Source organism: Nonomuraea maritima (assembly GCF_900100395.1).
In the GTDB taxonomy this organism is placed as follows: Bacteria; Actinomycetota; Actinomycetes; order Streptosporangiales; family Streptosporangiaceae; genus Nonomuraea; species Nonomuraea maritima.
In genome coordinates this window covers 196,935-218,924 of record NZ_FNFB01000001.1, presented here as the reverse complement: position 1 = coordinate 218,924, position 21,990 = coordinate 196,935, and the positions used below count along the sequence as shown (strand labels likewise).

21 protein-coding genes are annotated in these 21,990 nt (G+C 72.1%); 15 read left to right on the top strand and 6 right to left on the bottom strand.

All coding sequences use genetic code 11. The features are described from left to right. The first annotated feature begins 206 nt into the window (after positions 1-206). Together BLR04_RS01135 and BLR04_RS01130 are read left to right on the top strand one after the other, a co-directional pair. Positions 207-1,694 carry a discoidin domain-containing protein gene (locus tag BLR04_RS01135; RefSeq protein ID WP_218128678.1) on the top strand — a complete coding sequence of 496 codons (1,488 nt, stop codon included), beginning with the start codon at positions 207-209 and terminating at the stop codon, positions 1,692-1,694. A gap of 53 nt (positions 1,695-1,747) precedes the next feature. Further along, positions 1,748-2,536: a DUF6461 domain-containing protein gene (locus tag BLR04_RS01130; RefSeq protein ID WP_090758611.1), complete on the top strand. Its 789-nt coding sequence runs from the start codon at positions 1,748-1,750 to the stop codon at positions 2,534-2,536. Here the strand turns inward: BLR04_RS01130 and BLR04_RS41185 are convergent. Both BLR04_RS41185 and BLR04_RS01120 read right to left on the bottom strand, forming a co-directional pair. Continuing rightward, complete coding sequence (locus BLR04_RS41185) at positions 2,530-2,778, bottom strand: hypothetical protein (protein ID WP_218128677.1); 249 nt, start codon at positions 2,776-2,778, stop codon at positions 2,530-2,532. The genes BLR04_RS01130 and BLR04_RS41185 overlap by 7 nt on opposite strands. 40 nt (positions 2,779-2,818) lie before the next feature. After that, positions 2,819-3,580 (bottom strand): SDR family NAD(P)-dependent oxidoreductase, encoded by a 762-nt coding sequence (locus BLR04_RS01120; RefSeq protein ID WP_245739944.1) that lies wholly within the window; start codon positions 3,578-3,580, stop codon positions 2,819-2,821. Between the two features lie 56 nt (positions 3,581-3,636). On the opposite strand from BLR04_RS01120, the gene BLR04_RS01115 reads away from it, so the two are divergent. The 5 genes from BLR04_RS01115 (at position 3,637) to BLR04_RS01095 (ending at position 8,134) form a co-directional block, all read left to right on the top strand. Then, a complete protein-coding gene (locus tag BLR04_RS01115; protein ID WP_090758603.1) occupies positions 3,637-4,596 on the top strand; it encodes an ArsR/SmtB family transcription factor in 960 nt (319 codons plus the stop codon). A 111-nt stretch (positions 4,597-4,707) separates the two neighbouring features. Then, positions 4,708-4,980 carry an SGNH/GDSL hydrolase family protein gene (locus tag BLR04_RS01110; protein WP_090758601.1) on the top strand — a complete coding sequence of 91 codons (273 nt, stop codon included), beginning with the start codon at positions 4,708-4,710 and terminating at the stop codon, positions 4,978-4,980. A 264-nt stretch (positions 4,981-5,244) separates the two neighbouring features. Continuing rightward, on the top strand, positions 5,245-5,742 hold the full coding sequence (locus BLR04_RS01105; RefSeq protein ID WP_090758599.1) for a hypothetical protein: 498 nt from the start codon (positions 5,245-5,247) through the stop codon (positions 5,740-5,742). Positions 5,743-5,932: 190 nt separating this feature from the next. Continuing rightward, positions 5,933-6,649 carry a DsbA family protein gene (locus BLR04_RS01100; RefSeq protein WP_090758597.1) on the top strand — a complete coding sequence of 239 codons (717 nt, stop codon included), beginning with the start codon at positions 5,933-5,935 and terminating at the stop codon, positions 6,647-6,649. Positions 6,650-6,859: 210 nt separating this feature from the next. After that, the gene (locus tag BLR04_RS01095) at positions 6,860-8,134 is read left to right on the top strand and encodes an alkaline phosphatase (protein ID WP_090758595.1); all 1,275 of its coding nucleotides are present in this window, start codon (positions 6,860-6,862) and stop codon (positions 8,132-8,134) included. 57 nt (positions 8,135-8,191) lie between these two features. Here the strand turns inward: BLR04_RS01095 and BLR04_RS01090 are convergent, their stop codons facing one another. From BLR04_RS01090 to BLR04_RS01080, 3 genes are all read right to left on the bottom strand, one after another. Beyond that, complete coding sequence (locus BLR04_RS01090; protein WP_090758593.1) at positions 8,192-8,410, bottom strand: cold-shock protein; 219 nt, start codon at positions 8,408-8,410, stop codon at positions 8,192-8,194. A 13-nt stretch (positions 8,411-8,423) separates the two neighbouring features. After that, positions 8,424-9,785 carry an FAD/NAD(P)-binding protein gene (locus BLR04_RS01085; protein ID WP_090758591.1) on the bottom strand — a complete coding sequence of 454 codons (1,362 nt, stop codon included), beginning with the start codon at positions 9,783-9,785 and terminating at the stop codon, positions 8,424-8,426. 107 nt (positions 9,786-9,892) lie between these two features. Next, complete coding sequence (locus tag BLR04_RS01080; protein ID WP_090758589.1) at positions 9,893-12,913, bottom strand: S8 family serine peptidase; 3,021 nt, start codon at positions 12,911-12,913, stop codon at positions 9,893-9,895. 597 nt (positions 12,914-13,510) lie between these two features. On the opposite strand from BLR04_RS01080, the gene BLR04_RS01075 reads away from it, so the two are divergent. From BLR04_RS01075 to BLR04_RS01055, 5 genes are all read left to right on the top strand, one after another. Next, complete coding sequence (locus BLR04_RS01075) at positions 13,511-14,140, top strand: RNA polymerase sigma factor (protein WP_245739942.1); 630 nt, start codon at positions 13,511-13,513, stop codon at positions 14,138-14,140. 105 nt (positions 14,141-14,245) lie between these two features. Continuing rightward, on the top strand, positions 14,246-14,473 hold the full coding sequence (locus tag BLR04_RS01070) for an anti-sigma factor family protein (RefSeq protein ID WP_176902877.1): 228 nt from the start codon (positions 14,246-14,248) through the stop codon (positions 14,471-14,473). Positions 14,474-14,614: 141 nt separating this feature from the next. Then, positions 14,615-15,988: an MFS transporter gene (locus BLR04_RS01065; protein WP_245739940.1), complete on the top strand. Its 1,374-nt coding sequence runs from the start codon at positions 14,615-14,617 to the stop codon at positions 15,986-15,988. Continuing rightward, positions 15,985-16,815, top strand: a complete 831-nt coding sequence (locus BLR04_RS01060; protein WP_090758585.1) for a carbohydrate deacetylase — start codon at positions 15,985-15,987, stop codon at positions 16,813-16,815. The genes BLR04_RS01065 and BLR04_RS01060 overlap by 4 nt, the downstream gene beginning before the upstream one ends. 92 nt (positions 16,816-16,907) lie before the next feature. Further along, positions 16,908-17,717, top strand: a complete 810-nt coding sequence (locus tag BLR04_RS01055; RefSeq protein ID WP_143021915.1) for an endonuclease/exonuclease/phosphatase family protein — start codon at positions 16,908-16,910, stop codon at positions 17,715-17,717. 37 nt (positions 17,718-17,754) lie between these two features. On the opposite strand, the gene BLR04_RS01050 is transcribed toward BLR04_RS01055, so the two are convergent. Then, positions 17,755-18,510: a nitrilase-related carbon-nitrogen hydrolase gene (locus BLR04_RS01050; RefSeq protein WP_245739997.1), complete on the bottom strand. Its 756-nt coding sequence runs from the start codon at positions 18,508-18,510 to the stop codon at positions 17,755-17,757. Between the two features lie 184 nt (positions 18,511-18,694). Between BLR04_RS01050 and egtA the strand changes: the two genes are divergently transcribed. The 3 genes from egtA to egtC are packed head-to-tail and all read left to right on the top strand — an operon-like array spanning position 18,695 to position 21,978. Continuing rightward, complete coding sequence (gene egtA, locus BLR04_RS01045; RefSeq protein WP_090758580.1) at positions 18,695-19,942, top strand: ergothioneine biosynthesis glutamate--cysteine ligase EgtA; 1,248 nt, start codon at positions 18,695-18,697, stop codon at positions 19,940-19,942. Next, positions 19,939-21,258 carry an ergothioneine biosynthesis protein EgtB gene (gene egtB / locus BLR04_RS01040; RefSeq protein WP_090758578.1) on the top strand — a complete coding sequence of 440 codons (1,320 nt, stop codon included), beginning with the start codon at positions 19,939-19,941 and terminating at the stop codon, positions 21,256-21,258. Before egtA ends, egtB begins: the two co-directional genes overlap by 4 nt. After that, positions 21,259-21,978, top strand: a complete 720-nt coding sequence (egtC, locus tag BLR04_RS01035; RefSeq protein ID WP_090758576.1) for an ergothioneine biosynthesis protein EgtC — start codon at positions 21,259-21,261, stop codon at positions 21,976-21,978. The last annotated feature ends 12 nt before the right edge of the window (positions 21,979-21,990 follow it).

The following is a 21,990-nucleotide window of genomic DNA, read 5'->3' as shown; positions in this document are numbered from 1 at the left end:
CACTTCGTCTGTCCATGGCGCTTGCGTACGTCGGTCGCGACGAAGGCGTCGGGCACGGACCCCGAGCCAGGAGCCTGCGCTGCCGCCGAGGTACGCGCATGTCATGTACGCGGTGTTGAGGCGGCTGCGGGCGTCGGCGCGCACGCCGTACACGCGCCGGGACCGTACGCAGCCGGCCCTTCGTCCTGCCCGCGCGCATGCAGAGCATGGATCTCGGCGTCACCGTCACCTCCCTGCCCGAGCAGCACGTCGGCACCCCGCTACGGCTGATGTCCTGGAACCTCTTCGTCGGCGGCACGATCAACGGCCAGGAGAAGACGGGCGAGAACCTCAACCAGATGATCGACTACATGAACGAGGTCGACCCCGATGTCCTGTTCGTCATCGAGGGGTACGGATCGGGGCAGAAGATTCTCGACGGGCTGAACGCCGGACGGCCGGCGGGTCAGCGGTTCACCGGCGTGCAGCTCACCCGGCCGGAGGACTACAGCGCCAACGGCGACAACCTGTGGCTGTACACCAAGCTCGAGGTCGAGAAGGTCTACCCGCGTTACGCGGACGCCGACATCACCTCGTTCAACCTCGGCGGCGCCCGGCTCGGCCTGCCCAACGGCAAGCACGTCCACGCCTTCAGCACGTGGACCTGGCACGAGATCTCCGCCAACTGGGACGTCCACGAGGCGGTCGTGCAGAACCTCTACGGCCGGCCGCGGACGAAGACCGACGAGCAGCTCCTGGACGACGACCGCTACCGCCGCGTCGCCATGGGCAAGGCCATCCTGGAGAAGGCGCTGCCGTCCTTCATCGGCGACGACGACGCCCCCGTGCTCATGGGCGGCGACCTCAACGCCTGGCCGTACCTGGACTGGACCGAGCAGTTCGCCGGCGCGCGCGGGCACGCGGGCCTGGTGCTGCCCTGGCCGCTGACCAAGATGTTCGCCGACTCCGGCTTCGTCGACACCTTCCGCCACGCCAACCCCGACGCCGGGCGCCACCCCGGCCGCACCTGGAGCTCGCAGAGCGGCTTCCGCTCCGCACCCGGCCGCATCGACTACATCTTCACGCGCGGCGAGGACGTCCGCGTCCTCGGCTCCCGCATCGACGACCGCCGCCTGCCCCGCCATCAGGGCAGCGCCCTCGACCAGGCCTACCCGTTCTACTCCGACCACAGCGCGGTCGTCACCGACGTGGTGATCCGCGGCGAGGGAACCGGACCCGACCGGCCCACCGTGGCAGATGAGCCCGAGGACGCCCCTGGCGTCTGGCCTGCTCCCCCTGAGGGCACCCCGGTGCCCCCGGCCGAGCTCACCGCGACGGCCACCACGTTCAGGCCCGGCGTCGGCGACCCGGCCAGGGCGGTCGACGGCGACGCCTTCACCGACTACCACTCCGACGTCGCGCCGCTGCCGCACTACATCACGGTCGACCTCGGCCGGGTCAGGAAACTGTCCGCGGTCAGGTTCCAGCCCACGCTCGCGTACGACATGAACGGCACCGTCGAGCGGGGTGTCGTGCAGGTGAGCGACGACGGCACGACGTTCACCGACGTCGCGCAGGTCGAGTGGCCGCGCATGTCGGCACCCAACGACGTCGACATGAAGGGAGCCTCGGCCAGATACCTGCGACTGCGCGTGAACTACGGTATGGGCGGCGCCTCCGCGCTCGCCGAGATCATCCCGTACGAGCTCTCCTGACGACCGACCTGGGCCTGGTGATGGGTGGAGCCCGCGCCGCGTAGTTTCTGATCATGTCTGATGCCGACTTCACTCCCCTCCGCGTCACCTACCGGAACCTCGATCTCGGCCGCACCCAGATCCGGGACTGGGCGGCGGCGCACGGCTACCCGGTCAGCGACCGTGGCCGGATACCTACCGTGATCTTCGATGCCTTCTTCGCCGCCCATCCCGAGATCCTCGAGCAGGCGAGCACGTACGAGATGGTCCATGTCACCGCGAGAACTCCCGGCGCGTCGCCGGAGGATTACGAGTGGGAGGACAGCAGGCTCGGCGGCATCTACACCGTCGTCTTCGTCCGCGGGCTCGACGAGCGCGAGGTGCTTCGCCGGATCGGGGCCGCGGACGAGGACATCCGGATCATCACGGATGAGGACTACTCGCAGCCGGAAGGGCCGGAGATCATCACGGTGAGAAGAATCGAGGACTGGACGATCGCCGTCGAGGACTACGGCTGGCGAGCCTCGCACAGGGAGGCACTCTGCCCGCTGTCCCTCGACGGCGGACAGGCGGTGGCGGTGATGCGCCATGACTACGCCGCCCGGCACCGTCTCGCCTACGCCGAAGACGGGGAATACCTCACCGACATCAACCCGGCCTTCCCCATCGAGAGGGAGGGTGCGGATCCTGACCGGCTCAACCGCTACCTTCGTGAGCTCGGTATCGATCCGGCCGCGGACGACCGCATCGACAACGCCATCCCGGCGGCCCTGGCGATCGCCGGCCGCATCACAGGCGTCGTGATCACTCCAGAGGTCCTTCGCCGCCCTGTTCTCGGCGCCGCCATGCCCGGGGCTTACTGACCGCGCGGGTTCACCTCCGACCGGCGCAGCGCCACGACATGGCGGGTCAGGGCGAAGGCGGTCAGGGCTGCGACCAGGGCGCACACGCCGGTCCAGCCCGCCGCGTCGTAGGCGCGGACGCCGAGCCACTCGGCCAGCGCCCCGCCGAGCGTCCGCGACAGCAGCATGCCGGCGGGCGAGCCGCTCAGCAGGGTGCCGCTCACCAGCCCGCGTCGCTCCGGGCCCACCAGCCCGGCCGCCATCGGCACACGCCATGGCCAGCAGCAGGATCAGCGGCACCGCTCAGTCCACCGGCCCGCCGGCGACGTACAGCACCTGGCCGGAGACGAACCCCGCGCCGGGGCTGACCAGGTAGGAGGCGGCGTGCGCGACGTCCTCCGGCTGCCCGACCCTCCCGACCGCGATGGACCGCGCCGCCTGCTGCTGGAACTCCTCGAAGGTGATGCCGAGCCTCCTGGCCGAGGTACGGGTCATGTCGCTCACCACGAAGCCCGGCGCGACGGCGTTGGCGGTGATGCCGTGCCGGCCGAGCTGGAGGGCCAGGGACTTGGTGAAGCCGATCAGCCCGGCCTTGGCGCTGCCGTAGTCGACCCGGGCGGCGTCGCCGGTCGCGGAGATGCTCGACATGGTGACGATCCGCCCCCAGCCGGCCTCGATCATGTAAGGGACGACGGCTCGCGTCACGAGGAACGGCCCACGCAGGTTGACACCGAGGACCGTGTCCCACTGCTCGGTGGTCAGCTCCACCAGCGGGGCGCGGGGGCCGACGCCGGCGTTGTTGACCAGCACCGTCGGCGGCCCCAGCTCGGCGGCGACGCGGGCGACGGCGGTGGTCACGGCGTCCTCGTCGGAGATGTCGGCGGTCACGGCCATTGCGGTCCCGCCCGCGCTCCCGACGGCCTCGGCGGTGCCGGTGGCGTCGTCCACGTCGAGCAGGGCGACCGCGAGGCCGTCGCGGGCCAGCTGCCTGGCCACCGCGGCGCCGATGCCGCGGGCCGCGCCCGTCACGAGCGCCGTACGTACGGGATGAGTCGTGTCTGTCACGCGGGGCAGTTCATCGCGAGGCCGGTGCGTCGCCAATCGATTTAGCATGGGGCTTAATGATCAGCTTTGAGCTCAGCGTGGAGGACCTCGCGGACACCCGGTTCGCGATCTCCTCGCTCAACGAGACGATCTTCAGCCTGCGGGTGCTGCGCGACCCCGGGCTGTCCGCGCTGCACCTGCCGTGGCGCCGGTCGGTGCTCGCGCGGCTCGACCCGGCCGACGTCGCCCTGCTGGTGGGCGTGGTGGGGGAGAAGCTCGCGCTGCCCGACTTCCTCACGCCCCGGCCCGCGGTCTTCGCGCCGTCCTTCGAGGAGGAGCTCGCGATCGTGCGGCGGGCGGACCCGCGGGTCGTGCGCCATGATCTGGAGGCGGCGCTCGTGGCAGGGCCGCTCCCGGCCGACGACGCCTCCGCCGTACGGCTCCGCGACGCGGTCTGCGAGGCGCTGGTGCGCTACTGGACGCTCGCCCTCGCGCCCACGTGGCCGCGGATGCGGCTGCTGCTCGAGGCCGACATGACCTACCGCGCCCGGCAGCTGGCCGTGGGCGGGGCGCGGCTGCTGTTCGCCGACATGCACCCCAACCTGCGCTGGCAGGACGGCGTGCTGCGCATCGACAAGATGATCGGCCGGCACCACGTCGTCGTCTCGGGGCGCGGGCTGCTTCTGCTGCCGTCGGTGTTCGCCCACAAGCCGGCGCCGCCGGTCAGCCCGGACGAGCCGCCGTCGCTCGTCTATCCGAGCCGCGGGGTCGCCACGCTGTGGGAGGCGGGGCCGTCCCCCGACCCGGCCGCACTGACCGCACTGCTCGGCGCGCCCCGGGCGCGGCTGCTGCGCCTCCTGGAGGAGCCGCTCGCGACGGTGGAGCTGGCCCGCCGCCTGCGGGTGACCCCGAGCGCCGTCTCCCAGCACCTGCGTGTCCTGTACGCGACGGGCCTGGTCACCCGCACCCGCGACGGCCGCCAGGTGCTCTACCGCCGAACACCCCTCGCCGACCGGCTGGCCGCCCCGCCCAGGTGATCCTCGACCCACCGGACGACCCGCACGCCCCCCGCCGACCGAAATGACCGGCTACGGCGCACAGCTGACAAGGGTGGCCACGCCGGCAAACGCGCGGCGTGCAACAAGGTGATGGTCTCCCTGGACACCACCCTGCGTACGGCCGCGCTCGCGGCGAAGGCCCTCCACGTGAACGCCCGCTTCGTCAGCCCGTACCAGAGGCCGGGCGTTCTGGACCCCGCCTTCAAGGGCCACTCGCTGTGTGAGTCCGCGCCCACGTACTACCGAGGGTTCGACGCACTGGCCGAAGGCGAGGAAGGTCCGGAGGCCGTGTTCCACCTGAACGCGAGCGGACAGGCGGCCCTGGCCGAACCCGTCCAGCGAAAGGTCCCGGCCCTCACGTAGTCATCACCTGGGACGGCCTTGTCCCCAGGGACAAGGCCGTCGTTCCGTGTGTACGGGGATCAGGTCAGGCGCCCGGGCAAGCGACCGGTGGGTCGCGGCGGTAGCCTGGCTGCACGTGGCGTAGGGCATAGGTGGAGGGCATGCGTCCGCCTGGATGGTTCCGCATGATGCGCGCTGGGGGGTTCGCCCTGGTGTGCGTTGGGCTGTCCGAGGCCGGTCACGACCTCATGGCGCCGCACCCCGTACCCCGGATGGTCGGTCGGTGTGGCCTTCGGCCTGCTCACGCTGATCGGCTACCGGCTGGCGGGCCGCGAACGGTCCACCCGGTGGATCCTGGCCGCCGTCGAAGCGGTCCAGCTGTACCTGCACGTGTGGTTCGCGTGGACCACCCCGCAGGCCGCGCCGGGGCCGCACGCCGCCCCTCTCATGGCGCACGGTCATGAGGCGGTGACGGTCATCGCGCACGAGGGCATGTCGACCCCCGCGATGCTGGCCGCTCACGCCGTGGCGGGGGCGATGGTCGCCCTCTGGCTCTCGGCGGGGGAGCGGATGCTCTGGCGGGCGCTCCGTTCGCTCGTCCGCACGCTGTCATCCCGGCTCGGTGGGATCGTCGTCCTCGCCCTGCCCGCGCCGATACCGGATCGGCCCGCCGTGGCGCATCCGGCCGCGGACGAGGACGCCCCGGTCACGGCGTTGCTCCGCCACGCCGTGGTCCGCCGTGGTCCGCCACGGGGAGTCCGTTCCCTCTCCTGTCCCGTCTGACCGGCGCCGATCGCTGCCCGCGTCCGTCCTCCTGGCGTCCTGTCGTGGTCCCCGTCGGTGTGGTCAGGCGGGCCTTCGGCCTGCGCCGCCGTCCGGCGGCCTGCAGCCGGTGAACACTCACCACGTCGCGCGGCGCGAGGCCGCGGCGGCGACCACTGACAAGCATCGCCATGCAGACCCTGGGAGCCTCATGAAAACCTCAGCCCGTGAAAAGCTGCGACAGGAACGGATCCAGCAGGCGCGAAGGGAGAAGCGGCGGCGTACGCTGCGGATCGTCGTCGGCCTGGTGGCGGTCGCCGTCGTCGCCGTCGGCGTCTTCGCCCAGGTGAACCGGTCAACCGCGACGTCGTTCTCAGGCCCGCTCGCCACGGTGACGCCGCAACAGGACGGCACTGTCGTCATGGCGGAACCGGGCGTCTCCGCGCCGGTGCTGGATGTCTACGTGGACTTCCAGTGCCCGTTGTGCAAGGAGTTCGAGCGCGTCAACGGCGGGCTGATCAAACAGATCGCCGCCGAGGGCAAGGCGAAGGTGGTCTACCACCCGATCGCGTTCGTCAACCCGGAAGGCTCCGTACGAGCCGCCGCGGCGGCGCAGTGCGTGCCCGGCTCGTCCTGGATGGCCTTCCACGACGCGGTCTTCGCCGCGCAGCCGGACGAGCGGACCGCGTTCACCGTCGACGACCTGATGAAGATCGCCTCCGACGTGGGGATCACCGATCCCGCCGTGACGTCCTGCATCGAGTCGCAGCGTTACGCCGCGCAGGTGCGGCAGACCACCGCGTCGGTGTTCGCCTCACCCGAGGTGCAGGGGACTCCCACGCTCCTGCTCGACGGCAGGAAACTGACCGACGACGAGGTCTTCACCTCCACCGGCCTGCGCGCCGCCCTGGAGGAGGCGTCCAGGTAGGGAAGCGGTCAGGTCACGGCGCCGCCGTGACCTGACCGGCGCCTCCTGGAGGAGCCGCTCGCGACGGTGGATCCACCGGCCACTCCGCCTCGCCTGGACGCAAGAGGGATGTTCGGCCGATGGACGACGCATGTTTCCGTTGATTTCACTACTCGGGCGTAATGTCCCAAATGCCCCTGTTTGGTCTACTTTGCTTGGAGCGTCATCCCCGTGCTTCCTTCCCTCACGCGTGGCCGGCTGCTTGCGGCCACGGTGGCGGCCGCGACCGCCGCCGTCGTGGTGTCGAACGGCCCCGTCGCCTTCGCCGCGGCCACCGGCCACGGTCACGCCGGACACGCCAAGAGTGTGATCTTCATCAACGGTGACGGCATGTCCGCCGCCCACCGCGAGGCCGCACGGCTGTATCTGGACGGTTTGAACGGGCAGCTCACCATGGACAAGCTCCCCGTCTCCGGGCAGCTGACCACCAGCCCGCACGACCCCAAGGCCACGGTGACCGACTCCGCCGCGGCTGCCACCGCCTGGTCGACCGGTGTGAAGACCTACAACGGCGCCATCGGCGTCGACGCGAAGGGCCGCTCCCTGCCGATCCTCGGCCAGCAGGCCAAGGCCGCCGGCAAGTCGACCGGCCTGGTGACCACGTCGCAGGTCACCGACGCCAGCCCCGCGGCGTTCTTCGCCCACACCACCGACCGCGCCAGGCAGGACGACATCGCCCTGCAGTACATCACCAAGTCCAAGCCGGACGTCATCCTCGGCGGCGGCGAGGACTGGTGGCTGCCCGCCGGCACCCCCGGCGCGTGGCCCGACAAGCCGGCGGAGGACACCACCGAGGAGAGCAAGGGCACCAAGGGCAACCTCGTCAAGAAGGCCCAGGCCGCCGGCTACCAGTACGTCTCCGACGCCAAGGGCCTGGCCCACGCCCGGCGCGGCAAGCTGCTCGGCCTGTTCGGCAACGAGGAGATGTTCCAGCAGCAGGCCGAGGGCGAGGGCGACGTCTACCGTCCGGCGGTCGACCTGGCCACCATGACGCGCAAGGCGCTCGACACGCTGAGCACGAACAAGAAGGGCTTCTTCCTCATGGTCGAGGAGGAGGGCATCGACGAGTTCGCCCACCACAACAACGGCACCCGCGTGCTGCAGGCCATGGCCTCCCTGGAGAAGGCCGTCAAGGTCGCGCGCGACTACGTCGCCGCGCACCCGGACACCCTGCTGGTCATCACCGGCGACCACGACTGCGGTGGCCTGACCGTGGAGGACGCCGTCGCCGACGACGAGACCGGCACCGCGCCGTCGACCGAGGACGGTCCGTTCCCCGTCAAGGGCAGCGACCACACGTTCGTCATGGACTGGACCACCACGGAGCACACCGGCGCGGACGTTCCCGTCACCGCTGTCGGGCCCCTGGCCGAGCAGTTCACCGGCAAGCACCCGAACACCCACGTCCACGACGTGCTCGCGCGGATCCTCACCCGCAAGCACTGACACCGACACCGGCAGGCGCCCCCATGGACTCGCCATGGGGGCGCCTGGCCATGTCCGTCACAACTTCCGTACGTCCGTCGCGACGAAGTCGTAACCGTCCTGGCTGCGCCGGACGGGCTCGAACTCGACGCGGTCACCGGGTTCGAGGCAGCGGTAGCCCTCGGCGAGGATGAGGCTGAAATGCGACCAGGCGTCATGCCCCGGTGGCAGTTCGAGTGAGGCGATCACGCCCCACCCTTCCTCCATGTGCCAGACCTTCACCACTCCGAGCGCCATGCCCGGCATGCTGTCACGCCACCGGGCGCACCCGGGCGGCGCGGGTGACGGCGGCTTCGAGGAGGCGCGGGGCGAGGGCGGCGGCCTGGGTGCGGATCTCCGGGACGGCGGTGGTCTCGTACAGGGTGCCGCGCAGCAACGGGCCGAGGGCGAACAGGTGGTCGCTCGGACGGCCGTCGGCGTCCAGTACCGCGCCGTCCGGGGCCGCGTCGAGGCCGAGCCGGAAGGGGTCGGGCCGGGCCGTCCCGGAGGCGACGAGGCCCCCGAGGAAGGGGTCGGCGGTGACGTCGGAGCCCGGCCCCGTGGCGTTGACCAGCCAGCCGACCTCGAGGTCGGTCGCGGCGCCGTCCAGGTCGGCGCGGACGCGCAGGCCGGCGGCGGTGGGCTCGGCGCCGACGAGGCTGCCGCGCAGCAGCCGCAGCCGCCCGCTCGCCCGCAGGTCGGCGAGGGCGGCGGCGGAGGCGGGCGGGATGCGGTGCCGGTGCACCTCCCAGTAACGCGCCACCCGGCGCAGGAACAGCCGCCGCTCGTCCGGCCCGAGGCGCCGCCACAGCTCCTGGACGTGCGGCCGCAGCCCCTCCATGACGCCGTGCCGGTCGCCCCCGCTCTCCCGTACGGCCTGTCGGACGGCGGCCAGCAGGCCCCTGACCCGCAGCGGTCCGTCGGGGAGGGCCACGGGCACGGGCGCGGCCGGGTGCGGCGGGTGCGGTCGCGGGAGGAGGGCGCGCCGCGACAGCGCGTACACCACCGTGTCCGGGTGCGTGCGGGCGACGGTGAGGGCGACGTCCACCATCGTGAGGCCGGTGCCGAGGATCAGCACCGGGCCGCCATCGCCGACGCGGGACAGGGCGTCGCCCGCCCACGGGTCGGCGACGTGGCGCGGGTGCGCGGGCACGCCGGGCACGGGGGCCGGGCTCCGGTTGCCCAGCGCGAGGACGACGGCGTCGGCCGTGACGCGCCGGCCGTCCGCCAGCCGTACGGCGTGGTCGGCCTCCAGGGCGACGGCGGTGGCGGTGACGCGGTGGAGCGTGCGTGCGGGCGGCTCCTCCGCCGCGGCCAGGACGTCGCGCAGGTAGCGCCCGTAGTGGGCGCGCGGCAGGTAGTCGGGGCCGCTGGCGTCCAGGCCCGCGGTACGGGCCCAGGCCAGCAGATGGTCCGGGTCGTCGTCGAGGGCGCTCATCCGGTCGGCGCGCGTGTTGAGCAGGTGGTGCGGGTCGGTCGTGGAGTACGCCTGCCCGAGTGCGTGCCGGCCACCCTGGTCGAGCAGGGTCACCGTCACGTCAGTGCCGGAGGTGCGGGCGAGTCGCAGCAGGTGGATCGCGGTCAGAGCGCCGCTCGCGCCGCCTCCGACGACGGCGACCGATGGAAGAGCCATGTAACCCAACTATACCTGTGGGGTTTATGGGATAGGCGCACGTGGCAAGCGTGAGGGCCCGCCCCCCTCGTGAGGGGACGGGCCCGAATACCGGTGAGCGCGTCAGGTCAGCGCACGACCACCGTCACGGTGACCGGGATCGCCGGGTTGCGCCCGCTCGTCGAGCGGACGAGCAGCACGCCGGTCCGTTCGTCGCCGGGCTTCATGCCCTTGCCGGACGCGGTGACCTCGACCATCGCCTTCTTACCCTTCGCGATCTTGCCCTTCACCGGCGTGGCACGCAGCCAGCCGCTCTGCGCGGGGTCGATCTCGATCTCGTAGGACGCGTCGGCCGTGCCCGTGTTGGCCAGCGTGAGCTTGTCCGACTTGCTGCCGGACCTGCCCCGCACGGTCAGGGTCAGGTGGTCGGTGGACACCGTCACCCGGCCGGTCTTCAGCTTGGCGGCCAGCACGGCCGGCTTGCCCGCCTCGACGGTGACCTTGCCGGTGTAGGCGGCGTAGTTCTCCGCCGAGACCTTCACCGGCAGGTCGCCCGCGGGCACCTGGCCGACGAACGTGCCGTCCGTCCCCGTCGTGAAGGAGGTCTCGCCGACCTCGACCGTCGCGCCCGCCACCGGCAGGCCGTCGTTGGCGTCGGTGACGGCACCGGTCACCAGGCCGTGCTTGCGCGCGGTGACGTCGATGCTCAGGCCGTCCGACAGGACGGGCAGGTTGGCGGAGTACTGCAGCGCGTCCGCGCCGTCGGCGGCCTGGATGCCGACCGTGGTGCTCTCGCCCGAGTCGCGCGTGGTCGCGATCCCGCGGTAACGGAACCCGATCGAGCCGTCCTCGCCGAGCAGCGCCTCGAACGAGAACGTGTCGGGGGCGGAGTAGTACCGCGCGTCACGCCACTCGACCACGAACGTGCGGTTCGGCGCGGTGCCGATGGTGGCGGTGTAGAGGCCGGCCTCGTCGTGCAGGCTCAGGTCGTCCCAGTACGGGAAGATGCCGGCGCTGGTGAGGTTCTTGCTCGGCAGGGTGTCGTTGTTCGGGAAGGAGTAGTCCCCGCCGAACGCCAGGAACCCGTTGGTGCTCACCATGGCGCTGGTGTACGTCTTGCCGTAGAACGGGAAGGCGAACGGCAGCGTGATCGTGTCGGAGTTGTCGTCACCGACGAGCGCCTGCAGCTCGGTGCCCTCGACGTACGCCTCGGTACCGCCCGCGCAGGTGTGGCCGAAGGCGTCGGCGTTGGCGGGCAGCTCGATGTCCTGGGTCATCGTGCCGGTCACCGTGATCGGCGTGGCCGCCTCTTCCGAGCACTCGAAGGCGGGCTTGACGGAGATCTCGTAAGGGAAGTGGGGGAGCGAGATCTCGTAGTGGCCGGCGGCGTCGGTGACGGTCGTGACCGGCGTGCCTGGCACGCTCACGACGGCGTTCTTCTCCGGCGCGCCCGCGCTGCTGACCGTGCCCGACACGATGCTCTGGACCTGCTCGGTCACCGTGAAGTCCGCGGTGGCGGTGCCGTTGTCCGCGACGGTGGCCGAGCCGGACGCGCTGTCGTAGCCGAACTTCGTGACGCTGATCTGGTAGTCACCGGCCAGCAGACGCGGCAGCGAGTACGTGCCGTCCGCGGCCGTCGGGACGCTGCGGCTCAGCGGCCCGGAGACGCTGACGACAGCGCCCGCGACCGGCTCGCCCGCGGAGGTGACCGTGCCGGTCAGGTTGCCGAGCTCGCCGGCCGGGGTCGCCTTGACCGCCTTGTACGCGTCGAGCTTGCCCTCGCCCCAGGTGAGGTTGTCGGCGGCCGTGCCGCCGCACCGGGTCTCGTCGACGTCGGCGGCGGTGCCGTCGAGCAGCGCCCGCGTCGCCTCGATGTCGCGGCGCAGGGAGGGGGAGGCCGACCACATCAGCGCCACCGTGGCGGCGACGTGCGGGCTGGCCATCGAGGTGCCGCTCTTGGCGCCGTACTCGTTGCCGGGGATGGCCGAGCGGACGTTCACGCCGGGCGCGGCGATGTTGGGCTTGATCTCGCCGTCCTCACCGGGGCCGCGGGACGACTCCGGCATGATGACGCCGTTCTCGTCGAACGCTCCCGCGCTGTAGGAGGCGACGTAGCCGCCAGGCGAGCCGGTGGTGCCGCACTCGGGGCCCTCGTTGCCGTTGGAGAAGGCGGGGAAGATGCCCGCGGCCACCCAGGTCTCGACCATCTCCTTGTACCAGAGGTCGATGCCCTTGCCGCCCCACGAGTTGTTGACGATGTCGGGAGCGAGGTCGGGACGCGGGTTCTGGCCGTTCAGGTCGGTGGGGGCGAGGATCCACTCACCGGCGTCGAGCAGGGCGTAGTCGGGGCAGCCGCTGAGGATGCACGCCTTCGCGGTGATCCACTTGGCGCCGGGCGCGACGCCGATGCCGTCGGCGCCGGTCATGGTGCCCATGGTGTGGGTGCCGTGCCCGCGGTCGTCGCAAGGGGTGCGGTCAGCGCACGCGCCGGTCGGGTCGAACCAGTTGTAGTTGTGGTCGGCGGTGCCGTCGGGCTGGGTGCCGCGGTAGCTGGCCTTCAGCGCCGGGTGGTCCCACTGCACGCCGGTGTCGAGGCTGGCGACGACGATGCCCTCGCCGCGGTCGCCGAGCTCGTCCCAGACCTTGGGGGCGTTGATGGCCTCGACGTTCCACTCGACGCCGCCGGCCACCGCGGTGCGGGCGACGCCCGGCTTCGGCTCCGGCAGGTCGACGGTCTCGACCGGGGCGATCGAGGTGACCTCGGGCAGCTCGGCGAGCTCCTTCGCGAGGTCGGAGTCGCCGGTCACCTTGATCGAGTTGACGATCCAGTACGGCGTGAACTCGGCGCCGGCGGCCTTGAGCAGCTTGCGGATCCGGGCCTGCGAGGCGTCAGCGGTCTCCGTCTTCAGCCGGTAGACCTGCCGGCCCTTGTCGGCCTTGCTTTTCGCCTTGCGCGCCGAGCTGAGGTCGGCCTTGTCCTTGAGCCGGACCCAGAAGGTCGCCTTGTCGTCGGTGGACAGGTCGGCCTGCACCGCGCGTTCGATCTTGCCGGACTCGGGGGGTGCCTCGGCGAACGCCGGGGTCTGGGTGGCGACGAGCGCGAGGATGGTCCCCGACAGCAGCCATCGCCAGGGTTGCGAACGAGACACGAATCTCCTTCAGAGGGGGTGCCCTGGGGGAATTTGTGGGATCTTGTGAACCCATCGCGGAGCATCCTTGGGGGATCGTGTCCTCTTAGCAAGTTACGAGAGGTTTGTCGTGCAGTCTCCGATTCCTCCGAAGCTGCCGGCAGGAAGGCCCTACCTGCGGCTTTGCTGATTTTTCCGCCGATATGGCGAGTTCCGGTCACCTGTCCGGAACGCGACACGAACCAACAAGCCGCGATGCCGCCCTGTGAGGCGCGGGCCCCCTGCGCGGGCCCTCCGCGCGGGGCTCCGACCGAGGTCAGACGGGCTCCTCGGTTATGGAAGGGGCCGCTCACGGCCCCTCGGTGGGGGAGGGGCGCTCGTCGGCCCTCTTCGGGTGGGGAGGGGTTGCTCAGCGGTCCGCTCGCGTGGAGAGGCCGCCGTGGATGTCTGGATATAGGCGGACAATCCGCTTATAGGGGGTACCGGGCGCACGGTGGGGAAAACGTCAGAGTGGGGGATTAGCGTGGGCGGGGTGTCGTCCCGCCGCGAGGGCCGCGCCGTCATGCGGTTCCGTCCCCGGGGTAGGACGTCCTGGCGTTCGACGGAGGGGATGTGGTCGTGGGGTCCATCGCGGGCGACGTGCTGCCCCCGGACGACGTCGTCGTCACGGCCCTGCGAGCCGGCGACGAGACGATGTTCGCCACGCTGCTCGACACCTGGTCCCACGGCATGCTCCGGGTGGCCAGGTCGTACGTGTCCACCGATCACTCCGCCGAGGAGGTCGTCCAGGACACCTGGCTGGCGGTGATCGACGGGATCGACGGCTTCGAGGGGCGTTCCTCGGTCAAGACGTGGGTCTACCGCATCCTGGTGAACACCGCGAAGAAGCGCGGGCTGCGGGAGAGCCGTACGCTGCCGTGGAGCGCGTTCGAGCGCGACGGCCAGCCGTCCGGCGGTCACGGGCCGCCGATGACCGGCCGGGCGGAGTTCACCGCCGCGTGGCCGACGCCCGAGGGGGAGGCGCTGGCCGCGGAGGCGCGAGGGCTCATCGCCGAGGCGCTGAGCAGGCTCCCGCTCCGCCAGCGGGTGGTGATCACGCTGCGCGACGTCGAGGGCTGCACCTCCGACGAGGTCTGCGACATCCTCGAGATCTCGGCGGCCAACCAGCGGGTGCTGCTCCACCGCGCCCGCACGGCCGTGCGGGGCTGGCTCGCGGGCTACTACGAGTCCGTGAAACAGCCCGACTGACGACCGGCGCGTGCCATGAGCCCCTCCGGGCGGCACAATAAGTGAAACGGTTCATCTTCCGACAAGGCGGTCAACGTTGTGAAGCGGTTCACCTGCGATCAACTGGTGGAACTCCTCACCGCCTACTACGACGACGCCATCGACCCGACCACGCGCGACGCCGTCCGCACCCACCTGTCGTGCTGCGCGGACTGCCGCGGTTACGAGACGCAGTTCCTGGCCACCGTCCGGGCGCTCGGCGACCGGCCCGTCGAGCCGCCGCCCGCCGCGATGCGCACCCGTCTGCTCGCCGCCTTCCGCGAACGCCGGGCGGGCCGGCTCGCCGACAGCTGACGTCCCGGGACGGGCGCGTGGGCACGAACGTCCTTGACGCGCGCCGGGATCATGGACGAGCATCACCCGCAGCCGACGTCGGGTGCGGCACGCCCCCCAGGTGCCGCGCGGCGCCGGCGCCAGCAAAGGCGAGGTGATCGCGTGTCCCGGCCCGACCAGGCCGACCTTCCCGGACGCACCCCAGCGTGGCGCTACGCCATCGGGATGTTCGGGACGTCCATCCCGATCAACATGATCAAAGGCTCGATGATCCTCTACTACGTGGACATCCTCGGGCTCGACGTCCGCGCCTACGGCGCCGTCATGGTGATCTACGCGATCATCGACGCGTTGGACAACCCGCTGCTCGGCCACCTGTCCGACCGCACCCGCACCAGGTACGGCCGCCGCAGGCCCTGGCTGCTCGTCGGCGCGCCCATGCTCGCGGCCTGCATGATCGCGTTCTTCTCCGCGCCGGCGTCGCTGGAGGGCGTCGGCCTGCTGGTGTGGTTCGCGGTGTTCGCGATCCTGTGCGAGGCGTTCGACTCGATGCTGAACGCCAACTACGGCGCCCTGCTGCCCGAGCTGTACCCGCGCGAACGCGACCGGGCCGTGGCCAACGGCCTGCGCCAGGGCTTCCAGCTCGTCGCACTGGTGATCTCGCTCGCGCTCACCCCGCTGCTCACCACGCAGGTGTTCGGCACCGAGGAGACCACCCAGGGCTTCCAGATCACCGCGATCATCTACGGCGCGGTCGCGCTCGCCGTGATCGTCTTCATGGCGCTCGGCGCGCGCGAGCGGCCCCGCTACTCGACGCGCGAGCGGCCGCGCCTGCTGCCCAGCGTGTGGTCGATCGTCAGCAACCGGCTGTTCTGGACGGTCGGGCTCACCGGCTCCTGCTACGGCGGGGCCATGGCCCTCGTCCTCGCGGGCATCCAGCTGTACGTCCGGTACTCGCTCGGGCTGCCCGTCGTGAACGCGCTCTACCTCCAGGCCGTCGTCATCCTGTTCTCGGTGGCCGGCCTCGCCGTCTGGACGCGTGTCGTCGCCCGCCACGGGGCCCTGCGCGCCTGGCGGCTCTCCTTCGCCGTCCTGGCGGTGAGTTTCGCGGCCCTGTTCTTCGCCACCGACCTCGTCACCGCCCTGGCCGCGGGCGTGCTCGTCGGGGCCGGGTGGTCGGGCATGCTCGCGACCAACGACCTCATCGTCGCCCGCGTGCTGGACGCCGACGCGGCGCGCAACGGGGAGCACCGGGAAGGGCTGTTCCTGTCCGCGTTCGGCTTCTTCGGCCGGCTCAACGGCATCGTGACCGGGCTCGCGCTCACCTCGCTGGGCGTGTTCTTCGGCTACAACTCGGGCGACGACCCCGGCGCCGACCCGGGGCTCGCGTTCCGGGTCTACCTGTGCGCGTACCCGTTCGTCCTGGCGGCGATCGGCGCGGTGGCGGCGCGGATCATCTCCGTCCCGGCAGAACCGCCGCCCGAGGCGGCGCAGACCGCGGAACCACCCGCAGAACCCGTGGAGGACCCGCGATGACCCGGCGCGTCGTGATCACCGCCGACGACCTCGGCCGCGAGCCCGGCAGCACCGAGGTCATCCTCGACCTGCTCGCCGAGGGACACGTCAGCGCGACGACGCTCATCTGCGTCTCGCCCGCGGCGGAACAGGCGGCGGACGAGGTCCGCAAGCTCGGGGTCGTGCCCCGGCTGCACGTCACCCTGACGGGCGAGCGCGGCCTGCCGCGCTGGCGGCCGCTCGCGCCCGCGCCGAGCCTCGTCGACCCCGACGGCGCCTTCAGCGACGACCCGATGGCGCTCGGTGCCCGCGGCGAGCCGCACGACGTCGTGAGCGAGGCGGACGGGCAGTTGCGCTGGATGCGCGAGCGGGGGCTGTTCCCCGAGGCCGCCGACTCCCACGCCGGCACCCTCTACGGCCTGCACGGCAGATCATGGCTGGCCGAGGCGCTTCAGTGGTGCGCGCGTCACGGCTTCGCGTTCCGGCTGCCCCGCGACCCCGAGCCGTACGTCGGCGGGCCGCTGCCGCCCGAGCTCGCGGCGGCGCACGAGAGCGCCGTCGGCCTCGCCGACGAGCTCGGCGTGGCCCTCCCGCAGACGATCGCGACCAACCGCCGCACGGCGTCCGAGCTCGGCGGCTACGAGCGGCTGCGCGACGACTACCTGCGCCGGCTGGCCGCCCTGCCCGAGGGCACGAGCGAGCTGTTCCTGCACCCGTCCCGCGAGGACGCGGTCGCCGGGCCGGACGGCGTCGTGCGGTCCTGGGAGGCGCGGCTGCTGCGCGACCCTGTGTGGCACGAGGCGATCCGGCGGGAGGGCGTCGACGTCGTCCCCGGATGGTGGGACTGACCGCGTACGCGCAGGTGACGGCGGCGTGAGAGGGCGGTGAACTCTTCCTGGCCGCTCTGTCGGCGCGGTGATCGCGTCAGCACAATGGCGCGGTGATCTCTTATGTTCTGACGCGTCTGCGTGTCCTTTTGATCGGTTTCCTGACGGCCGCCGGGCTGCTTGCGCTGCCCGCCGCCGCGCATGCCGCCGACGCCGCCGATGTCGCCGCCCCGCGGGCGGGGCGCCCGCCGTACTCGTTGCTCCAGATGAACCTCTGCCTGAGCGGGTACGCGGGGTGCTTCGCCGGCACCCAGTACCCGAAGGTCGTCGACGAGGCCGTGGAGCGTATCCAGGCCAACGACGTCAACGCGGTGACGTTGAACGAGGCGTGCAGCGGCGACGTGGCCGCGATCGCCGAGCGCACCGGCTACCACTACCGGTTCGCGACGGTGATCTACAACGGCGCCCCGCTGGCCTGCAAGACGCCGAACGGGCGTGGCGAGTTCGGCAACGCCGTGCTGACCAAGGAGGCCATCAAGGCGTCCGAGGACGCGCCGTACTCGGTGTTCAGCGGTGTGGAGCAGCGGCGCTGGCTGTGCGTGACGACCGCGCGCGGCGTGGACGTGTGCGGCAGCCACCTCTCGACGGACGGTGAGGCGGAGGGCAGCGCCAACTCCGTGCAGTGCGCCGAGCTCGGCCGGGTGCTCGCCTCGCGCGGCCGTCCGACCGTCTTCGCGGGCGATGTCAACCGGCACGGCTCCTGCGCCCCGGAGGGCTTCTGGACGCTGACCGACGCCGAGGCCACCCAGGCTCCCGGCATCCAGCACGCCTACGGCAACCTCGCGTCCCCGGTCGTGGAGCTCGAGGCGACCACGTACACCGACCACGACGCGCTCGTGGTCCGCGCCGGACTGCGCAAGTGACCTGACGGGTGGTCCGGCGTCGCCGGGCCACCCTCCCTCACAGACGGGAGAGGTCGCGCCGCTGCCCGAGGTACCAGTCGCTGGTGAGGTTCACGTCGACGGTGGTCCTCAACAGCTCGGGAGCGGCGGACGCGGCCTCCGCGAGGACCTCGCCCCGTGGCGAGACGACCATGCTCGGGCAGTGCCGGAGCGGGTCGGCGACGTTGCACGCCAGCACGAAACGCTGGTTCTCGGCGGCCCGGCTGATCAGATGGCTCCGCCAGACCCCCGCGGGCTCGCTCGGATTGGCGGCGTACGTCAGGTAGACCAGCACGTCCGCGCCCGCGTCGACGAGGTGCCGCCACTGCTCGGGGAAGCGGATCTCGCGGCAGAGCTGCACGCCCACCGTGACGTCCCCGGCCGGGGTGGGCAGCCGCAACGGCGCGAGCCGGTTCCCCGCCCGGAGGCGGCCCCGTTCGTGCATCGCCAGGTTGACCTTGCGGTAGTCCCACCGCCCGCCCTCGGGGCCGAAGTAGAGCGCGGCGTTCCACCACGCGTCGGGGTCCCGGACGAGACCCGCAGAAGACGTGCACCCGGTGCCGCCGGGCGAGCTCGGCGACCTGTCCGGCCGCCCGGTCCACGGCCTGCGCGCGGGACGGTTCGCCGAGCGGCGACAGGTCGTCCCCGTACCCGGACAGCGCGCCTTCTGGGAGGACGACGAGGTCGCCAGGCCGCGTCCGGGACAGGACCTCCGTGATGCGCCGCAGGTTGTCCTCGACCGCCCAGCCGACCGGAATCTGCGCGACCACGACATCCAGAGACCGCGAAACGGAAGCAACATTCGTCACCTCCGCACCTTATGGCCACGTCATGACGCCCGGCAGGCGACGTCCCCGATCCCAGGAATTCACGACTTGTCACGAAAAAGTGGAATTCGTCTGTAACGTTCGCGCGGCTCGCGGCTCTGTACACGCGATGTGCCAGGCGAAGGGACGACGATGATCGGGCTTACCGCCGAGAGCGCGCCGCTGCGTGGCGTCTCGGAGGTGGCGGACTTCGCGCGCCGCTGCTTCCGTCCCGCCGCGGGCGACCGCGTGGGCATCGAGCTGGAATTCCTCGTTTTCGACCGTACGGACCCCACCCGTCAGGTAGCGCTGGAACGGCTCGAGCGGGCCATGCCCGAGCTGCCGGGCGGGAGCCGGGTGACCTTCGAGCCCGGCGGCCAGCTGGAACTGTCCGGGCCCGCGGGGCCGCCTGCGGACGCGGTGACCCGGCTGAGCGCCGATGTGACCGCCGTACAGGCCGCGCTGCGCGGCGAGGGGCTGGCCCTCGGCGGTGTGGGCCTCGACCCCGTGCGGCCGGCCCGCCGCCAGCTCCGCCTGCCCCGCTACGACGCGATGGCCGAGTTCCTCGGCCGGCCGTACGGGGCGCTGATGATGTGCTCGACCGCGTCCATCCAGGTCAACCTCGACCTCGGCGAGCGGCCGCGGACCCGCTGGGCCCGCGCGCACGCGCTCGGCCCCGTGCTGGTGGCCGCGTTCGCCAACTCGCCGCTCAGCGGCGGCCGCCCGTGCGGCTGGATGTCCGGACGCCAGGCCGTCTGGAAGAACCTCGACCCCACCAGGACCGCACCCGTCACCGGCGACGGTCACGATCCCGCGAGCGCCTGGGCGGAGTACCTGCTGGACGCCAGGCTCATGCTGGTCCACGAGCCGGACGGACGCTGCCGCCCCGTACGCGACGGCTCGACGTTCCGCGACTGGCTGGAACACGGCCGCGACCGCCCGCCCACCGCCGAGGACCTCGCCTACCACGCCACCACCGTCTTCCCCCCGGTACGGCCGCGCGGCTGGCTGGAGATCCGCTACTTCGACGCCCAGCACCCGTACCTGTGGCCGGTGTGCGCGGCCGTCACCCACGCGCTCGTCACCGACGACCGCGCCGCCGACACCGCGCTGGCCGCCGCCGAGGCGGCGGAGCACCGGACGGCGTGGGACACGGCCGCCCGGTGCGGGCTGTCCGACCCGCGCCTGCGCCGCGCCGCCGAGACGTGCTTCCGCGCCGCGCTTGAGGCGCTGCCCCGGCTCGGCGCGGGCCCCGGCCTGGTCGGCGAGGTGGCCGCCTTCGCCGACCGGTACGTGTCGGCGGGCCGCTCCCCGGCCGCCGACCTCCTCGACCCCACGCCGGGACACACCGTCCCGGCCTGGCTCAACAGCGGGATCAACGACGAAGGGCGACGGCAGTGAACGACATCAAGGAACGCATCGCAGCAGAGCTCATCGCCGTGCGCGACAGGTCGCTCGCCTACACCGACGCCGACGACGAGATGCTCGTCCGCCAGCACTCCCCGCTGATGTCGCCCCTGGTGTGGGACCTCGCCCACGTCGGCAACTACGAGGAGCTGTGGGTGCTGCGCGAGGCCGCCGGCATCGAACCGGTGCGTCCCGAGATCGACGACATCTACGACGCGTTCAAGACCCCGCGCAAGGACCGTCCCGGCCTGCCGTTCCTCGGCCCGTCCGAGGCCCGCCGCTACATCGAGGGCGTGCGCGGGCGCGTCCTCGACGTGCTCGACGCGATCGACCTGGACGGCGCCGCGCCCCTGCACCGCGACGGCTTCGTGTTCGGCCTGGTGATCCAGCACGAGCACCAGCACGACGAGACCATGCTGGCCACGCTGCAGCTGTCGGGGCTGCCGGGGCTCGTCCGCGACGGTGAGCTGCCGCCCGGCCGCGACGCCGGCCCAGAGGAGGTGTACGTGCCCGCCGGGCCGTTCCTCATGGGCACCGACACGCTGCCGTGGGCCTACGACAACGAGCGCCCCGCCCACCAGGTGGACCTGCCCGGCTACTGGATCGACCGGCTGCCCGTCGGCAACCGCGCGTACGCGGCGTTCGTCGAGGACGGCGGCTACGACGCCGAGCGCTGGTGGAGCCCGGAGGGCTGGCAGTGGCGGCAGCGCAGCGGCGCCACGACGCCGCTGTTCTGGCAGAGCGACGGGCGCTCCTGGTGGCGCACCCGCTTCGGCCGCACCGAGCCCCTCCCGATGGACGAGCCCGTCCAGCACGTCAGCTGGTACGAGGCCGACGCCTACGCCCGCTGGGCCGGCAAGCGGCTGCCCACCGAGCCCGAATGGGAGAAGGCCTGCGGCTGGGACCCTGAGCTGCGGCGCGCCCGCCGCTACCCGTGGGGCGACGCCGACCCAGGCCCTTCGCTGGCGAACCTCGGCCACCGCTCCGCCCGTCCCGCGCCGCTCGGCGCCTATCCGGGCGGGGCGAGCCCGTACGGGGCCGAGCAGATGGTGGGCGACGTGTGGGAGTGGACCGGCTCGTGGTTCCAGCCGTACCCGGGGTTTCGGAGCTTCCCGTACAAGGAGTACAGCGAGGTGTTCTTCGGCCAGGAGTACCGGGTGCTGCGCGGCGGCTCATGGGCGGCCGACCCGGCGGCGGTCAGGACCACCTTCCGCAACTGGGACTACCCCATCCGGCGGCAGATCTTCACGGGGTTCCGCTGCGCCCGTTCGGACGAGGCGTCCACCCGACGTGACAGGAGGCTGGTCTAGATGTGCCGGCACGCCGCCTGGCTGGGCGCGCCGCGCCCGGCGTCCTGCCTCGTCGACGAGCCGGAGCACGGCCTGCTGCGCCAGTCGTACGCGCCGCGCAGGCAGCGCTTCGGCATGGTCAACGCCGACGGTTTCGGCATCGGCTGGTACGACCCCGCGCGCCGGGAACCGGTGCGCTACCGCCGCGCCGTGCCCATCTGGACCGACGCCAACCTGCCCGCGCTGGCGTCCGTGGCCCGCTCGACCTGCGTGCTGGCGGCCGTCCGTTCGGCCACCGTGGGCATGCCGATCGAGGAGAGTGCCACGGCCCCGTTCGCCGACCGCCACTGGCTGCTCAGCCACAACGGCCGCGTGAACAGGGACGCGCTGAGCGACCTCGCCGGCGACCTGCCCGGCCGGGCGGAGAGCACGTGCGACGCGGCCTGGGTCGCCGCCGCCGTGTTCCTGGACGGGCGGGCCGGTGCCGGCCTGGCCGATGCCCTGGCCTCGGTCGTCGTCCGGGCGGGAACCAAGGACCCCGAGGCCCGCCTGAACCTGCTCGCGTGCGACGGCGCGTCCGTCGCCGCGACCGTCTGGGGCGACACCCTCTTCCACCGACGGCTGGACGACGGCGTCGTGGTGTCCAGCGAGCCGCTCGACGACCTGCCCGGCTGGCGGGCCGTGCCCGAGCGGAGCCTGCTGACCGTCACCGGCGACGACATCAGCGTCCAACCCCTCTGATCATCGACCACC

What these genes read in the sequence shown, in the direction of transcription:
- BLR04_RS01135 (WP_218128678.1), top strand. Translation starts at nt 207, where the DNA reads ATGGATCTCGGCGTCACCGTCACCTCCCTGCCCGAGCAGCACGTCGGC.
- BLR04_RS01130 (WP_090758611.1), top strand. Translation starts at nt 1,748, where the DNA reads ATGTCTGATGCCGACTTCACTCCCCTCCGCGTCACCTACCGGAACCTC.
- BLR04_RS41185 (WP_218128677.1), bottom strand. Translation starts at nt 2,778, where the DNA reads ATGGCGGCCGGGCTGGTGGGCCCGGAGCGACGCGGGCTGGTGAGCGGC.
- BLR04_RS01115 (WP_090758603.1), top strand. Translation starts at nt 3,637, where the DNA reads ATGATCAGCTTTGAGCTCAGCGTGGAGGACCTCGCGGACACCCGGTTC.
- BLR04_RS01110 (WP_090758601.1), top strand. Translation starts at nt 4,708, where the DNA reads ATGGTCTCCCTGGACACCACCCTGCGTACGGCCGCGCTCGCGGCGAAG.
- BLR04_RS01100 (WP_090758597.1), top strand. Translation starts at nt 5,933, where the DNA reads ATGAAAACCTCAGCCCGTGAAAAGCTGCGACAGGAACGGATCCAGCAG.
- BLR04_RS01090 (WP_090758593.1), bottom strand. Translation starts at nt 8,410, where the DNA reads ATGGCGCTCGGAGTGGTGAAGGTCTGGCACATGGAGGAAGGGTGGGGC.
- BLR04_RS01085 (WP_090758591.1), bottom strand. Translation starts at nt 9,785, where the DNA reads ATGGCTCTTCCATCGGTCGCCGTCGTCGGAGGCGGCGCGAGCGGCGCT.
- BLR04_RS01060 (WP_090758585.1), top strand. Translation starts at nt 15,985, where the DNA reads ATGACCCGGCGCGTCGTGATCACCGCCGACGACCTCGGCCGCGAGCCC.
- BLR04_RS01050 (WP_245739997.1), bottom strand. Translation starts at nt 18,510, where the DNA reads ATGTCGTGGTCGCGCAGATTCCGGTCGGCTGGGCGGTCGAGGACAACC.
- egtA (WP_090758580.1), top strand. Translation starts at nt 18,695, where the DNA reads ATGATCGGGCTTACCGCCGAGAGCGCGCCGCTGCGTGGCGTCTCGGAG.
- egtC (WP_090758576.1), top strand. Translation starts at nt 21,259, where the DNA reads ATGTGCCGGCACGCCGCCTGGCTGGGCGCGCCGCGCCCGGCGTCCTGC.